Genomic DNA, 14342 nt, shown 5'->3' with positions numbered 1-14342 from the left:
GGTACGGGAAGACGGGGTGCGGGCCGGTCGTCATGCCGCCTCCGTCCGGTCCGCCGCCATTCCCGCCGCGTCCAGCAGTGCCGTGCCGACGATGAGGTCGGCGCCGCCGAACTCGGGGTCGTCCAGCTCGGTGCCGTCGTCGACGGCGAACAGCAGCTTCGGCTCGCCCTGGCGGTAGGCCGTGCCGACCGGTGGGCTGGCCGCGTGGACGGCGAGCAGGGCGACGAGGTACGGCAGTTCCGCGTCGCGGGCGCGCGCGTCGGCCAGCAGCCCGGACAGCCGGCGCGGGGCGTCGTGCGGCAGGTCGAGCAGCTCCATGGCCGCGGCGAGCTGCTCCTCGCTGAAGCGGCTGTCGTCCGGGGTGGCGATCAGGTCGGGCTCCGGCATCTCGGCGCCCAGGTGCTCCCGCTCCACCGGCGGGGTGAGGAGTATGTCGACGAGGTCGCCGACCCGGACGGAGACGGGCGTGCGCAGCCCGGTCCCCCGGGCGAAGAAGGCGTCGGTGACGCGGAGCGCGCTCTCCACCGGCAGCGGCAGCACGGGGGCGACGAGGTGGCCGTACAGGTCGAGGCCCGAGGTGGTCAGGGGGGTGGCGAAGGCCTGCCGGTCCTGTTCGGCGCGGAAGAGCGGGCCGGCTTCCAGGAGGCGGGACTGGAGCTGGGTGTGGCGGCGGATACAGTCCTTGACGATGTCGACCAGCTCGGCGGCGCGGCGCTTGTGCTCGGCGTCCTCGGTCTCGTCGCGGGCCTTGCGGATGTTGGTGAGGATCGCGTTCTCGTGCCGGTAGCGGTCGGCGACGTGGTCCAGGGCCTCGGCGATCATGTCGGGGACGGCGCTGAGCCAGTCCACCGCGCGGACGTTGCGCCGGGTGGCGTCCAGGGCGCGGCGCAGGGTCTCCGAGTACTGCACCGTCCGGTACCGGGCCTGCTCGGCGGCGAGCTGGGCATCGGCCAGGCGGCCGCGGTTGATCAGCACCTCCAGCTTGACCTCGGCGGCGATCTGGGCGCTGGTGACGTCGGTGTCCAGGGCGCCCACCAGCACGTTGACCGCCTCGTCGGTGGTGCGCAGGTAGACCGTGCCGCCGGGGCCGGGGACCTCTTCGAGCAGCTTGAAGTCGTAGTCGCGGCGCACATAGGTGCCGTCGGGTCCGAAGGTGCCGTACACCGCGCGGAAGCCGCGGTCCACGCTGCCGACGTTGATCAGGTTCTCCAGGACCCAGCGGGCCACCCGCTCGTGCTCGGCGGCGGGGCGGCGCGGTGCCTGGGCGGCGACGCGCGGGATCAGCCTGGCCACTATCTGGTCGTGGTCGGCGCCCGTGTCGAAGTCCATGTTCAGCGTGACGAGGTCGATGGCGGCGAGGGCGACCTCCGCCATGCCGTACACCGAGTACTCGCCGGCGAGGTTGGCCTTGCGCGCGTCGAGGTCGTGCAGCGGCGCCGTGCAGGCGAGCGCGCGCAGCCGCCGCGCCAGCCCCTCGTCGGCGGCCGGGCCCGGGGCGGGGCGCGGCCCCGCGCTGAGCTGGGGCGGAACGCTGTCCGTCGATGCAGGCGAAGTCACGGTGCACAGACTAGGTCCTCGGTCTGACATCGTCCCAAACGACGCAGATGACCCCCCTCGGGCGCGGCGGTCACCCTCGGGCACGGTGATCGGCCTCGGGCACGGCGGTCGGCCTCCGTACCGTGTGGTCGCCCTCCGGCACGGTGATCGACCTCCGTACCGCCCCGGGGTCTACGCCTCGTCGCCGACCCGCCGCAGGTAGACCTCCACGACGCGCTTGAGCGAGTTCTCCAGGTAGACCGCGAGCAGCCGCGCCGCCTTCTCCCGTTCGCCGCTCTCCAGGGTGGCGAGGATCTCCGCGTTCCGGGCGATGTACGGCTCGTGCAGGCGGCGCGGGTCGTCCACGACGTGGAAGGCGAGGCGCAGTTCGGCGAAGACGCTGCGCATCAGTTCGTCGGTGCGCTCGCTGCCGGCGAGGGCGACCAGCTCCCGGTGGAAGTGGATGTTGGCGGTACCCACGCCTTTCCAGTCACCTTCGCGGGCCGACCGGCGCCCGTCCTCGACCGCCTCGGCGAGTCCGTCCAGCGGGTAGGGCGGCTCTCCGAGGCCGCGGACGACGGCGCACTCGACGAGGGAACGGGTGCGGTAGATGTCCTCGACGTCCTCGACGGTGAGGACGCGGACGAAGACGCCCCGGTTCAGTTCGTGGACGAGCAGGCGTTCGTGCGTGAGCAGGCGGAACGACTCGCGCAGGGTGTTGCGGGAGACGCCGAGGGCGCCGCCGATGCTGTCCTCCGAGAGCCGGGTCCCGGGCGGGAAGTAGCCCTCGGCGATCCGGCTCCTGAGGATGTCCGAGACCCGCTCGGCGGTGCTGGTCCGCCCGAGGAGGGCACGGTCGTCGGCCAGTCCCGTCAACTGCTCTGCCATGCCCGGAATTCAATCGCAGATACCAGAACGAAACAACAGGGGTATTGAGGGATCGTTGAACGATCCCCTACGGTGCCATCAAGTTCCCTCAGGTTCCCGCTCGATCCGCACTCTCCGTCCTCCCACTGCGAGGTGCACCATGAGCACACCCCCGTCCCCACCGGCACTCTCCGCCGACAGCCGTGCGCCCGGCACGGCCGAACACGTCGCGCAGGACGGCCCGTTCGGCTGGCTGCGCGCCCTCGGCCCGCGGGGCCGCCGCGCCTTCGGCGGCGCGTTCGGCGGCTACGCCCTCGATTCCTACGACTACTTCACGCTGCCCCTGACCATGGTCGCGCTGTCCGCGTACTTCGGCCTGGACAGCGGCCAGACCGGTCTGCTCACGACGGTCACGCTGGTCGTCTCGGCGGTCGGCGGCGCGCTCGCCGGTGTGCTGGCCGACCGCGTCGGCCGGGTCAGGGCGCTGCTGCTCACCGTGATCACCTACGCCGTCTTCACGGTGGCCTGCGGCTTCGCGCCCAACTACGAGACGCTGCTGGTCTTCCGCGCCCTCCAGGGCCTGGGCTTCGGCGGCGAATGGGCGGTGGGCGCCATCCTGGTCGCCGAGTACGCCAGTCCCCGGCACCGCGGGCGCACGCTCGGCGCGATCCAGAGCTCCTGGGCCGTGGGCTGGGCACTCGCGGTGATCGTGTACACGCTGGTGTTCTCGCTGGCCGGGGACGACCTGGCCTGGCGCATCATGTTCTGGACGGGCGCGCTCCCGGCGCTGCTCGTGGTGTGGGTGCGGCGCAGCGTCCAGGACGCCCCGCGGGCCGCCGAGGTCCGGGAGAAGGGGGCCGGCAAGGGTTCGTTCGCGGCGATCTTCAAGCCGGGCACGGCGGACTCACCGGGGCTGTTGCGCGTCACGCTCTACGCGAGCCTGCTCTCCACCGGCGTCCAGGGCGGCTACTACACCCTCGCCACCTGGGTGCCGACGTATCTGAAGGACGAGCGCGACCTGTCGGTCGTCGGCACCGGCGGCTATCTGACGTTCCTCATCTCGGGCGCCTTCCTGGGCTACCTCACCGGCGGCGTGCTCACCGACGTGCTGGGCCGCAGGCGCAACATCTGGCTCTTCGCGCTGCTGTCGGCGGTCTGCATCCTGGCGTACGCGAACATTCCCAGCGGCGCCAACACCCTGCTCCTGGTACTGGGTTTCCCGCTCGGCTTCTGCATGTCGGCCATCTTCAGCGGGTTCGGCTCGTACCTGAGCGAGCTGTACCCGACCGCGGTGCGGGGCGCGGGCCAGGGCTTCACGTACAACACGGGGCGCGCCGTGGGCGCCGTCTTCCCCACCACGGTCGGCTTCCTCGCCGACAGCTGGGGCGTGGGCGGCGCGCTGGTCTTCGGCGCCATCGGCTACGGCATCGCGGCACTGGCCCTGCTGGGCCTGCCGGAGACGCGTGGAAAGGAACTGGCATGAACCGCCCGCACCCCGCGACCGGGGACCGACCGCTCGCCCTGGTCGACGAGCACGCGCACGCGTGGAGCCCGAAAAGGGCCCGCGCCCGCTTCCGCAACGGGCTGACCGGCCCCACGGCCGGGGTCGCCGCCGGTCACACCCAGGCCAATCTGATCTCGGTACCCGCCGACTGGGCCTACGACATGCTGCTGTTCTGCACCCGCAACCCGCAGCCCTGCCCGGTGCTCGACGTCACGGACGCCGGGTCCTGGACCACCGTGCTCGCCGACGGCGCGGACCTGCGCACCGATCTGCCGCGCTACCGGGTGTGGCGGGACGGCGAGCTGGTGGACGAGCCGACGGACGTGCTGGAGCACTGGCGGGACGACCTGGTGACGTTCCTGATCGGGTGCAGCTTCACCTTCGAGTGGGCGCTGGCCTCGGCGGGCGTCCCGATCCGCCACGTCGAGCAGGGCCGCAACGTCCCGATGTACGTCACCTCCCGCCAGTGCCGTCCGGCGGGGCGGCTGCGCGGGCCGATGGTGGTGTCGATGCGTCCGGTGCCGCCCGCGCACCTGTCGGCGGCGATCCACGAGAGCAGCCTGCTCCCGGCGGTGCACGGCAGCCCGGTGCACTGCGGCGACCCGTCGGCGCTGGGCATCGCCGACCTGGACCGGCCCGACTTCGGCGACGCGGTGGACCGCGAGCCGGACGACATCCCGGTGTTCTGGGCCTGCGGCGTGACCCCGCAGGCGGCGGTCATGGCCTCCCGGCCGCCCTTCGCGCTCACCCACGCGCCGGGGCAGATGTTCCTCACCGACGCCCGTGACGAGCAGTACCGCGTCGCGTGATCGCGCCTGCCGCGGCACCGGTCCGGGGCCGTCCGCGGCCCGCGTCTTCGGAGACACTGGGGACATGACCCCGATGGACCTGAACGCGGACCTCGGCGAGGGCTTCGGCCGCTGGCGGCTCACCGACGACGAGGGGCTGCTGTCGGTCGTCACCAGTGCCAACGTCGCCTGCGGCTTCCACGCCGGGGACCCGGCCACCATGCGGCGGGTGTGCGAGACGGCGGCGGAGCGGGGGGTGCGGATCGGCGCCCAGGTCTCCTACCGGGACCTGGCCGGTTTCGGACGGCGCGCGATGGACGTGCCGTCCGCCGAGCTGGCGGCCGAGGTGGCCTACCAGATCGGCGCCCTGGAGGTCTTCGCCCGGGCGGCGGGCACGCGCGTGGCGTACGTCAAGCCGCACGGCGCCCTCTACAACCGGGTGGTCGGGGACGAGGAGCAGGCCGCCGCGGTGGTCGACGGGGTGCTCCTGGCGGGCGGCGCGCTGCCCGTCCTCGGGCTGCCCGGCTCGCGCCTGCTGGAACGGGCCGGGCGGGCGGGGCTGCCGGTCGTCCCGGAGGCGTTCGCGGACCGGGCCTACACCGACGGGGGCACACTCGTGCCGCGCGGGCAGGAGGGCGCCGTGATCGCCGACCCGGACGCCGTCGTGGCACGCGCGGTGCGGCTGGCCCGCTCCGGCACGGTGACCGCCCGTTCGGGGGCGGCGGTCGGGGTCCGGGCGCGTTCCCTGTGCGTGCACGGCGACACGCCGGGGGCGGTGGGGCTGGCGCGCCGGGTCCGGGAGCGGCTGGAGGCGGCGGGCGTCCGGGTGGAGGCGTTCTCGTGAACGTCCTGCGGGTCGGCGACGACGCCCTGCTCGTCGAGGTGTCCTCGGGCGAGGAGGCCGAGGCGTGGCACGCGGAGCTGTTGCGCCGCCGCGCGGAGGGCACGCTCGCGGCCCGGGAGATCGTCCCGGCGGCGCGCACCGTCCTCCTCGACGGCCTCGCCGACCCGCTCGGGCTGGCGGCCGAACTGACGGCCGCCGAGGTGCCGCCGGCTCCCCCGCGCGCGGGGCACGTCGTCGAGATCCCGGTCCGCTACGACGGCCCGGACCTGGCCGACGTGGCCGCGCACTGGGGCGTCGCGGCGGACGAGGTGGCGCGGGTGCACGCGGGCACCGAATTCCGGGTCGCCTTCTGCGGGTTCGCACCGGGCTTCGGCTATCTGACCGGCCTCCCGGGGCGCTACGACGTGCCGCGCCGGGACACCCCGCGCACCGCCGTCCCGGCCGGTTCGGTAGCGCTGGCGGGGCCGTACACGGGCGTGTACCCGCGCTCGTCGCCCGGCGGCTGGCAGCTGATCGGCTCCACGGACGCCGTGCTGTGGGACCACCGGAGGGTGCCGGCTGCGCTGCTGTCGCCCGGCACGCGCGTGCGGTTCGTCCCCCGCGGGCACCAGGGGGGTTCATGACGGACCGTGCGCTCGCCGTCGTCCGCGCCGGGGCGCTGACGACCGTGCAGGACCGGGGCCGGCCGGGCCACGCCCATCTCGGCGTCCCGCGTTCCGGGGCGCTCGACGCGCCCGCGGCGGCGCTGGTCAACCGGCTGGTGGGCAATTCGCCCGGGGCCGCCGTCCTGGAGACCACGCTCACCGGCTGCGCCCTGCGCCCGCGGTGCGCGGTGACGGTCGCGGTCGGCGGCGCCCCCTGCCGGGTGACGGTGGACTGGCGACCGGTGCCCTGGGCCGCCGCGGTCCGCGTACCGGCCGGTGCGCTGCTCGACGTCGGGGCGGCCGACTCCGGGGTGCGCTCCTATGTGGCCGTCTGCGGCGGTGTCCTCGTCGAGCCGGTCCTCGGCAGCCGCTCCACCGACCTGCTGTCCGGCCTCGGCCCACCGCCCCTCGCGGACGGCACGGTGCTTCCCCTGGGACGACCTGGCGGGCAGCACGCGCGCGTGGACGTCGCTCCGCTACCGGCGCCCCCGGCGGAGCTGGTCCTGCGGGTGACGCCGGGACCGCGCGCCGACTGGTTCACGCCGGAGGCGGTACGGGCGTTCACCTCGCGCACGTACCGGGTGTCGTCCGCGAGCAACCGCATCGGTCTGCGCGTGGACGGGCCCGCGCTGGAACGCGCCCGCCCGGGCGAACTCCCCAGCGAGGGCACGGTGCTGGGCGCGGTGCAGGTGCCCCCGGACGGGCGGCCCGTGGTCTTCCTGGCCGACCACCCGACGACCGGCGGCTACCCGGTGATCGGTGTCGTGCGCACCACCGATCTCCCGGCGGCGGCCCAGGCGGCGCCGGGCACACCGGTCCGCTTCGTGGCGGCACGCGCCCGCTGACCCGGCCCGCCGGGGTGGGCACGGCCGGGGCCGCCCTGGTGCTGGGCGCCCGGACCGACCCGCGTCGGCACGCCGTGCCGTCGGCCGCGCGGTGAGCACCGAGTGCGTCGCGGCCGGGCCGCACTGGGCGGACACGCGGCACCTCGTCGGCGAGCGGCGCGGCCACGGTCCGAGTCCGGCGCCGCGCGGTCCCCGACGCCGGACAGCACCGCACCCGGCCACGGCGATCCCACCCCACCCGGTTGCCGAGCCACCCAGCGAACACGGCCCAGCACACACCCTCCCGCAGTACGCGCCCCACCGCAGCGCCCCGCACAGGACCCGACGCCGGACAGCACCACGCCCGATCCACAGCGGACCCACCCCACCCGATTGCCAGGCCGCCCAGCGAACACGGCCCAGCACATGCCCTCCCGCAGTAGGCGCCCATCGCGGCCCAGCGCGTCCAGCGCCTGGCCCAGGACCCGACACCGGACAGCACCACACCCGATCCACAGCGGACCCCCGGTTGCCGGGCCGTCCGGCGGACTCGGCTCAGGGCACGCCCTCCGGCAGTGCGGGGCGGGTCGGGAGGGGTGCGTCGTGGGCGGCCAGGAACGCCTCGACGGCCGTGTTCCAGCCGAAGCACTCCGCACGCGCGCGTGCGGCCGCCCGCCGGTCCGGCTCCCGGCGTGCCAGGAGCCGTTCCACGGCGTCCGCGAAAGCCTCCCCGTGATCGGCGGCGACGGCCCCGGCCATGCCGATCACCTCCGGGAGCGCCGAGGACGCGCTCGCCACCACGGGCGTGCCGCAGGCCATCGCCTCCAGTGCGGCGAGCCCGAAGGTCTCGGCCGGTCCGGGGGCCAGACACACGTCGGCGCAGGCCTGGAGGGCGCCGAGCAGCCGGGGATCGGCGACGTGGCCGAGGAAGGTCACCGGCAGCCGCTCGGCCCGAGCCCGCTGTTCGAGCCGCGGGCGCAGCGGTCCGTCCCCGGCCACCACCAGCACCGCCCGCCCGCCGCGCCGCCGGAGCTCCGCCAGCGTGTCGAGCGCCGTGCCGGGCCGCTTCTCCACGGACAGCCGGGAGCACATCACCAGCAGCGTCTCGTCCGCGCGCGCGTACCCGGCCCTGGTCGCGGGGTCGCGCAGCGCGGGGTGCCGTCCGGTGAGGTCGACGCCGAGCGGGGCCCGTACGACGTTGCGGGCCCCGATGCGGACGAACTCCCGCTCGGCGAACTCCGTGGTGCACACCACGCGCGCGTAGGCGTGCGCCGTACGGACGTTGAGGGCGTCGGCGGCACGCCGGGCGGCGCCGTCGGGCAGGCCCCAGGTGCGCAGTACGCCGTCGGTGGTCTCGTGGGAGACCATCACGGCCGGTACCCGGGCCCGCCGGGCCCACCGGCCGGTCCACCGCAGGGTGGTGCGGTCGGACACCTCCAGGCGGTCGGGAGCCAGCTCCTCCAGCAGGGCGGCCACCCGCCGCCTGTCGGTCAGGACCCGGTAGCCGCCGGTACCCGGCAGCAGGGGCCCGGGGAGGGTGATCACCCGGCCCTGCCCGGTCTCGCGGTCGTCGGCGTGCCGGCCGGGGACGACGAGTACCGGGTCGTGTCCGGCCGCGCGGTACCCCCTGCCCAGTTCGCGCAGCGCGGTGCGCAGTCCGCCGGACGCGGGGGCGACGAAGTTGGCGAGCCGGACGATCCGCAGCCCGCTCATGCCGCCAGCACCGCCTTCCGGGAGGCGAGCACGTCCGTGTAGTGCCCGATCAACCGGTCGCCGACCGCCGCCCAGGTGCGCCCCTCCACGGCGGCCCTCCCCGCCGCACCGAAGGCGCCCCGCAGCCCGGGGTCCGCGGACAGCGCCCACACGGCGTCCCGTACGGCGGCGGCGTCGCGCGGCGGCACCAGCAGCCCGGTGCGCCCGTGGGCCACGAGGTCCAGGGGTCCGCCCGCCGCGGGCGCGACGACGGGCACCCCGCTCGCCATGGCCTCCTGCACGGTCTGGCAGAACGTCTCGAAGGGACCGGTGTGCACGAAGACGTCCAGTGAGGCGAAGACCCGGGCGAGTTCGTCGCCGGTGCGGCGGCCGAGGAAGACGGCGCCCGGCAGCGTCTGCTCCAGACCGGGGCGGCTGGGTCCGTCGCCGACGACCACGACGCGTACGCCGTCCAGGGCGCAGGTGCCGGACAGCAGTTCGACCTGCTTCTCGGGGGCGAGACGGCCGACGTAGCCGACGATCAGCTCGCCGTTCGGGGCGAGGGCGCGGCGCAGCGTCTCGTCCCGCCGGTCCGGCCGGAAGCGGACGGTGTCCACGCCGCGCGGCCACAGCCCGACCCGGGGCACACCGTGCGCCTCCAGGTCGCGCAGGGCCGCGCTGGACGGGGCGAGGGTGAGGTCGGCGGCGGCGTGCACGGAGCGGATGCGCCGCCAGGCGGCCGCCTCCCCCGCCCCCATGTACGTACGGGCGTAGCCGGCGAGGTCGGTCTGGTAGACGGCCACGGCCGGGACGCCGAGCCGGGCGGCGGCGGCCATGCCCCGCACGCCGAGGACGAAGGGTCCCGCCAGGTGGACCAGGTCGGCGCGGTGCTCGGCGATCGCGGCGGCGACCCGCCGGCTGGGCAGGGCGACGCGGACCTGCGGGTAACCGGGGAGCGGGAGGGAGGGGATCCGGACGACGCGGCAGGGGGCGTACGCGTCCGCCTCGTCGGCGGCGGAGGTGGCCGGCGCGACGACGACGCAGTCGTGACCGCGGCCCACCAGGTGCCGGGCGGTCTGGAGCGCGCAGTGGGCGACGCCGTTGACATCGGGGGGAAAGGATTCGGTCACGATGACGACACGCATACCGGTGTTGTCGCCGGACTGGACGTGCTCGCGTCAACGTCGATCTTTCCGGCCGAGGAACGTCCCGTGAGCGTTGCCCCGCCCACCCGGCGGTCCTGGTCACGGCCATGCCCGGCTGAGCCGCGGTCCATCCGCCGTTCACCCCGGGCGGCTCCGGGACGCGGCCGCGGGGCCGGCGCGGCTCCCCGCCGCGCCGGCGTCCGGGGTGCTCACACGGTGGGCGCGTCCGGTCCGAAGCGGCTGCGGACCGCCGTCTGGACCTCGTCCTCCTCGGCCGGGTCGGTGGCGAGCCTGCGCAGCCGTTCGACGACGCGGTTGTCGCCGGTCTCGGCATGGCGGGCGGCGAGTTCGCGGGTGGTCTCCTCGCAGTCCCACAGGCACTCGATGGCGAAGCCCGCCGCGAAGGACGGGTCGGTGGCGGCCAGCGCGCGGGCGGCCCGGCCGCGCAGGTGGGAGGAGGCGGTTTCGCGGTAGACGTGGCGCAGTACGGGCGCGGCGCAGGCGATGCCGAGCCGGCCGGTGCCGTCGACGAGGGTCCACAGGGTCGGCGCGTCGGGGCCTTCGCCGCGTACCGCCTCCCGGAGTGCGGCGAGCACGAGATCGCGGTCCTGGGCGGCGCCCCGGCAGGCGAGCACCCGTCCGGCGGCGGCCCCCAGCGCGTCGGGCCGGTGCACCCAGCCGCGGGCCCGGTCGACGGCGGCGAGGCTGCGCATGCGCTCGTAGGCGGCGACGGCGGCCTCCACGACCGGCGTCGAGCCCGTGGCCACGGCGCCCTCGATCAGGTCGAGGACGTCCGGGTCGTTGCTGTCGGCGAGATAGCGCAGGGCGGTGCAGCGGGCGCCCTCGGTGCCCGACCGGGCGGCCTCGACGATCTCGGGCCGGTCCTCGGGCCCCGCGACGGCCGTGAGGCAGCGCGCGGCCGGCACGTGGAGCGGGGTGCCCCGCTCGACGCCCTGCTCGGCCCACTCGAACACGGCGCCCACGCTCCAGCCGGGCCGCGGTCCGGTGGAGTTCAGCTGCCGCTGCCAGCGGTCGAAACAGCCCGTCTCCTGGGCGGCACGCACGCGCGTGGCGATCGATTCGCGGGGGTCGTCGGCCCACAGGCGCCAGGGCCGGGGTTCGAAGGCGTCCCGCACCGCGGCGGCCAGCTCGGCCTCGCCCTCGGCGTCGCGCGGGAAGCGGGCCAGGACGGGCGCGGCGAGGGAGCGCAGCCCCGCGTCGTCGTCGCGCAGCGCCAGCTCGTCCAGGGCCCAAGCCCAGTTGACCCCGTGGGCGGCGTACCGGCGCAGCAGCTGGAGCGCGTCCAGCCTGCCGTAGGAGGCGAGGTGGCCGAGGACCGCGAGGGCCAGCCCGGTGCGCGACTCGTCGGAGTCCAGGACGTCCTCGGGGTCGAAGAGGTGGGCCTCGATCGCGTCCAGCTCGCCGTTCAGGTCGAGGTAGAGGCGGGCGTAGTAGAGGGAGCGGTTCTCGACCTGCCAGTCGTGGCGGGGGTCGTGGAGCACACAGTGGTTCAGCGCCGCGAGCGCTTCGGCGCGCGGAGCGGTGAGCGCGTGCAGCGTGCCGTCGCCGCGACCCCGCTGAAGCAGGCCGAGCAGCGTACCGCTGGGCGCTATGACCGGATCGAACATGGGAAACAGCCTCACATCAAGCGTCGACGCAACCGGGGAGCACGCGTTACCTGGCCGTGCGCCAACACGTCGGAGCGCCCGCCGTCTCTTGCTTGCTGAAGACCATGTTCCTCTGCCTCTCGTCGGTGGCCCTTGCGAGCCGTGTCACGGCCCGCGCGGTGCGGCAACACCTGCCCAGCCATCACGTCCGTGAACCACGTCGTCATGATGGCCCGGCGGTCACATCTGCCGCGACCGAAATTTCGGCGGCCCTGTACCGCCTCCCCCGTTTCCAGTGTCTTGCCTGGTCAGAAAGGGTGGACCGGTCCCGGACGGAGGCCGCTCCACCGTCGCGTCACTCGACGCCGAACAGCTCCAGCAGGTCCGTCCGGGCGAACATCCGCGCCGTGTCGACGGCCGACGGGGTGCCCGCGGCCGGGTCCGCGCCGGCCTCCAGCAGCGCCTTGGTCACTTCCGTCTCACCCTTGAAGGCGGCTCCGGCGAGCGGGGTCTGACCCCGGTCGTTGACGCGGTCGGCGTCGGCGCCACGGGTCAGCAGCGCGCGCACGGCGTCGGCGTGCCCGTGGTAGGCGGCGAGCATGACGAGGGAGTCGCCGCGGTCGTTGGTGAGGTCGGCCGGCACACCGGCGTCCACGTACGCGACCAGCTCTTCGGTCCGCCCCTGCCGGGCCAGATCGAAGATCCTGGTCGCCAGCTCCACGACCTCGGGGTCGGGGGCTTCACTCATCGGCTGGACCACCTCTCACTGCGTGCATTCGGCGAATCGCCAGGGTACTGGCTCACGGGGCACCCGAGCGGACCAAGGACCGCTCCGCCACCCGGGGTAATTCGATCGAATTTCCCCCATTTGCACCTTTTATCGTATGGATACATCCTGTGAGCCTGGAAGTACTCATGGTGACTGTCCCCGTGAACCAGGAGAACTCACATGATCCTCTCGATCTCAGGCGTGGTCCTGCTCGGCATCGTCGTCTTCATCTTCTTCCGCAAGGACGGCCTCAAGGCCTCGCACGCGCTGGTCGCCGTACTGTTCGGGTTCTATCTCGCGAGTACGGCCATCGCCCCGAGCATCAAGGCGGGCGGCGAGAGCCTGGCGGGCCTCCTCGGCGGCATCAAGTTCTGACGGCCCGCTCCCCCGCCCGACATCCGCACGTACGCACCTCCAGGAGGCAGCAGTGGCCCGGCGGCCCCTCCCCCGCATTCTGAGCAACGGCGGCGCACAGCTCGCCCGGAGCCGGGAGCTGGCCCGGACGGCGGCCGACAGCGCCACCGACGTCCTCCAGCCGCTGATCACGATCGCCCGCGGTCTGCGCCGACTGGCCGCGGCCGCGCGGCGCAGATGGACCGAGACCCCCAAGGACCGGCGCGGCGCGCTGCTGTTCCTGGTGGCCTCGGTGGTCCTGGTCGTGGCGCTGGTGCCGTACGGCCCGCTGCTCGCCGTCATCGCCCTGATGGCGGCGGCAGCCTGGCAGGGCCGGGACCGCCGTCCGGCGGCGCCCGAGGGCACCGACGACACCCGCACCAGGCGTCTGCAGTCCCTCTACGAGGCGCTCGTCCCGTACTTCTCCGTCCCGGAGGACCCCGATCCCCTGTACGCCCACGGCGGCGCCTGGGAGGCGGCGTTCCCGGCGTACGAGTTCGACGACGACGGCCGCGTCGCCCACCTGGTGATCCGCTATCCCGCCTACTTCACCGACGGGGAGGCCGGGTCCCGGGCCCGCATCGAGCACCTGCTCACCGCGAAGTCCGGCCGGGGGCGGGAGTACCACTTCACGTGGGACGAGGAGGCCAACCACCTCTGCGTCGACGTGCTCGCGGCGCTGCCCACCGACATCGCCGCCCAGCGTTTCGTGACGGCGCCCGGCGAGACCGTCCTCGGCTTCACCGATCCGACCCGGGTCCAGCGCACGCTCCCGCTCACCCACGGCGTGGAGCAGCGGGACGTGCCGCCGGTCGTCTGGCGCACCGGCATCCGCTCGACCGAGCCCCACCTGCTGGTCCTGGGCCAGCCGGGCACCGGCACGTCCACGCTGCTGCGCTCGGTCGCCCTCCAGGCGCTGCACCACGGCGACCTGCTGATCGTCGACGGCGGCGGCACCGGGGAGTACGCCTGCCTGGTCGGCCGGGACGGCGTCCTGGCCGTGGAGTGCGGTCTCACCGGGGCGCTGACCAGCCTGGAGTGGGCCGCAGCCGAGACGGAACGGCGGCTGATCTCCGTGAACCGGGCCCGTCAGCAGGGCCTGGCGGCGCCGGACGACACCCGGCGCCCGCTGTGGGTCTTCCTGGACCGTCCGACCGCGTTCACGCACCTCGCCACCACGGGTGGCCGCCGGGACCCGCAGACCCTGCTCCAGGTCCCGCTGCGGCACGGCCGGGCCGCGAACGTGACGGTGGTCGTCGCCGACCAGCTGGACGCCCTGGACAGCCTCACCGACGCCGTACGGCAGCACACGCGTGCGCGTGTCGTGCTCGGCCCGGCCACCGCGGACGAGTTGTCGAACGCGCTCGGCGCTCCCCCGCACACCACCCCGCTCGACCAGGTGCCGCCCGGCCGCGGGTACGCCCGTCTGGGCACAGGACCGGTGCACCGGCTCCAGGTCCCGGCCACTCCGGACCCCTACGACGACGCGACGAGCGAGGCCCACCGGCAGGCGGTGCTCGACCTGCTCCCCCCGCGCACGACCCCGGCGGACGGGGAGCAGGCACCCCTTCCCCCGGAGGCGGAGGCGGAGGCGGCAGCCGAGGCGAAGGCGAAGGCCGTCTCCATGGAGAAGAAGGACGCCCCGGCCGACGCGGCAGCGAGCGAACCCGCGGAGACCGCGGAGACGCCGAAGCCGGCTCCGGAGCCGGTGGAGCAGGCGGCGGCCGGG

13 protein-coding genes are annotated in these 14342 nt (G+C 74.8%); 7 read left to right on the top strand and 6 right to left on the bottom strand.

Annotated elements, in window-relative coordinates:
- Window positions 1-30 precede the first annotated feature (30 nt).
- A complete protein-coding gene (locus tag K7854_RS31770) occupies window positions 31-1557 on the bottom strand; it encodes a hypothetical protein (protein WP_226030013.1) in 1527 nt (508 codons plus the stop codon).
- 171 nt (window positions 1558-1728) lie between these two features.
- Window positions 1729-2424, bottom strand: a complete 696-nt coding sequence (locus K7854_RS31765) for a GntR family transcriptional regulator (RefSeq protein WP_226030012.1) — start codon at window positions 2422-2424, stop codon at window positions 1729-1731.
- A 139-nt stretch (window positions 2425-2563) separates the two neighbouring features.
- Here K7854_RS31765 and K7854_RS31760 point away from each other — a divergent pair, with 139 nt between their 5' ends.
- From K7854_RS31760 to K7854_RS31740, 5 genes are all read left to right on the top strand, one after another.
- Window positions 2564-3886 carry an MFS transporter gene (locus K7854_RS31760; RefSeq protein ID WP_226030011.1) on the top strand — a complete coding sequence of 441 codons (1323 nt, stop codon included), beginning with the start codon at window positions 2564-2566 and terminating at the stop codon, window positions 3884-3886.
- Window positions 3883-4716 (top strand): putative hydro-lyase, encoded by an 834-nt coding sequence (locus K7854_RS31755; protein WP_226030010.1) that lies wholly within the window; start codon window positions 3883-3885, stop codon window positions 4714-4716. Before K7854_RS31760 ends, K7854_RS31755 begins: the two co-directional genes overlap by 4 nt.
- Window positions 4717-4780: 64 nt before the next feature.
- Window positions 4781-5539 (top strand): LamB/YcsF family protein, encoded by a 759-nt coding sequence (locus tag K7854_RS31750; protein ID WP_226030009.1) that lies wholly within the window; start codon window positions 4781-4783, stop codon window positions 5537-5539.
- On the top strand, window positions 5536-6162 hold the full coding sequence (locus K7854_RS31745; protein WP_226030008.1) for a 5-oxoprolinase subunit B family protein: 627 nt from the start codon (window positions 5536-5538) through the stop codon (window positions 6160-6162). The genes K7854_RS31750 and K7854_RS31745 overlap by 4 nt, the downstream gene beginning before the upstream one ends.
- On the top strand, window positions 6159-7028 hold the full coding sequence (locus K7854_RS31740) for a 5-oxoprolinase subunit C family protein (protein WP_226030007.1): 870 nt from the start codon (window positions 6159-6161) through the stop codon (window positions 7026-7028). Before K7854_RS31745 ends, K7854_RS31740 begins: the two co-directional genes overlap by 4 nt.
- 534 nt (window positions 7029-7562) lie before the next feature.
- Here the strand turns inward: K7854_RS31740 and K7854_RS31735 are convergent.
- The 4 genes from K7854_RS31735 to K7854_RS31720 form a co-directional block, all read right to left on the bottom strand.
- Window positions 7563-8720: a glycosyltransferase gene (locus K7854_RS31735; protein ID WP_226030006.1), complete on the bottom strand. Its 1158-nt coding sequence runs from the start codon at window positions 8718-8720 to the stop codon at window positions 7563-7565.
- Window positions 8717-9844: a glycosyltransferase family 4 protein gene (locus tag K7854_RS31730; protein WP_226030005.1), complete on the bottom strand. Its 1128-nt coding sequence runs from the start codon at window positions 9842-9844 to the stop codon at window positions 8717-8719. Before K7854_RS31730 ends, K7854_RS31735 begins: the two co-directional genes overlap by 4 nt.
- Window positions 9845-10053: 209 nt before the next feature.
- The gene (locus K7854_RS31725; protein WP_226030004.1) at window positions 10054-11472 is read right to left on the bottom strand and encodes a HEAT repeat domain-containing protein; all 1419 of its coding nucleotides are present in this window, start codon (window positions 11470-11472) and stop codon (window positions 10054-10056) included.
- Window positions 11473-11806: 334 nt separating this feature from the next.
- A complete protein-coding gene (locus K7854_RS31720) occupies window positions 11807-12199 on the bottom strand; it encodes an ankyrin repeat domain-containing protein (RefSeq protein ID WP_226030003.1) in 393 nt (130 codons plus the stop codon).
- A 201-nt stretch (window positions 12200-12400) separates the two neighbouring features.
- On the opposite strand from K7854_RS31720, the gene K7854_RS31715 reads away from it, so the two are divergent.
- Together K7854_RS31715 and K7854_RS31710 are read left to right on the top strand one after the other, a co-directional pair.
- The gene (locus K7854_RS31715) at window positions 12401-12595 is read left to right on the top strand and encodes a hypothetical protein (protein WP_003977410.1); all 195 of its coding nucleotides are present in this window, start codon (window positions 12401-12403) and stop codon (window positions 12593-12595) included.
- Between the two features lie 52 nt (window positions 12596-12647).
- Window positions 12648-14342: hypothetical protein (locus tag K7854_RS31710; RefSeq protein ID WP_226030002.1), on the top strand; the 1695-nt coding region annotated here is incomplete at its 3' end.

It is taken from the genome of Streptomyces hyderabadensis (assembly GCF_020404845.1).
Lineage (GTDB): Bacteria > Actinomycetota > Actinomycetes > Streptomycetales > Streptomycetaceae > Streptomyces > Streptomyces hyderabadensis.
This window is presented reverse-complemented; position numbering and strand designations above follow the sequence as displayed.

What these genes read in the sequence shown, in the direction of transcription:
- K7854_RS31735 (WP_226030006.1), bottom strand. Translation starts at nt 8,720, where the DNA reads ATGAGCGGGCTGCGGATCGTCCGGCTCGCCAACTTCGTCGCCCCCGCG.
- K7854_RS31720 (WP_226030003.1), bottom strand. Translation starts at nt 12,199, where the DNA reads ATGAGTGAAGCCCCCGACCCCGAGGTCGTGGAGCTGGCGACCAGGATC.
- K7854_RS31755 (WP_226030010.1), top strand. Translation starts at nt 3,883, where the DNA reads ATGAACCGCCCGCACCCCGCGACCGGGGACCGACCGCTCGCCCTGGTC.
- K7854_RS31715 (WP_003977410.1), top strand. Translation starts at nt 12,401, where the DNA reads ATGATCCTCTCGATCTCAGGCGTGGTCCTGCTCGGCATCGTCGTCTTC.
- K7854_RS31765 (WP_226030012.1), bottom strand. Translation starts at nt 2,424, where the DNA reads ATGGCAGAGCAGTTGACGGGACTGGCCGACGACCGTGCCCTCCTCGGG.
- K7854_RS31730 (WP_226030005.1), bottom strand. Translation starts at nt 9,844, where the DNA reads ATGCGTGTCGTCATCGTGACCGAATCCTTTCCCCCCGATGTCAACGGC.
- K7854_RS31725 (WP_226030004.1), bottom strand. Translation starts at nt 11,472, where the DNA reads ATGTTCGATCCGGTCATAGCGCCCAGCGGTACGCTGCTCGGCCTGCTT.
- K7854_RS31740 (WP_226030007.1), top strand. Translation starts at nt 6,159, where the DNA reads ATGACGGACCGTGCGCTCGCCGTCGTCCGCGCCGGGGCGCTGACGACC.
- K7854_RS31760 (WP_226030011.1), top strand. Translation starts at nt 2,564, where the DNA reads ATGAGCACACCCCCGTCCCCACCGGCACTCTCCGCCGACAGCCGTGCG.
- K7854_RS31750 (WP_226030009.1), top strand. Translation starts at nt 4,781, where the DNA reads ATGACCCCGATGGACCTGAACGCGGACCTCGGCGAGGGCTTCGGCCGC.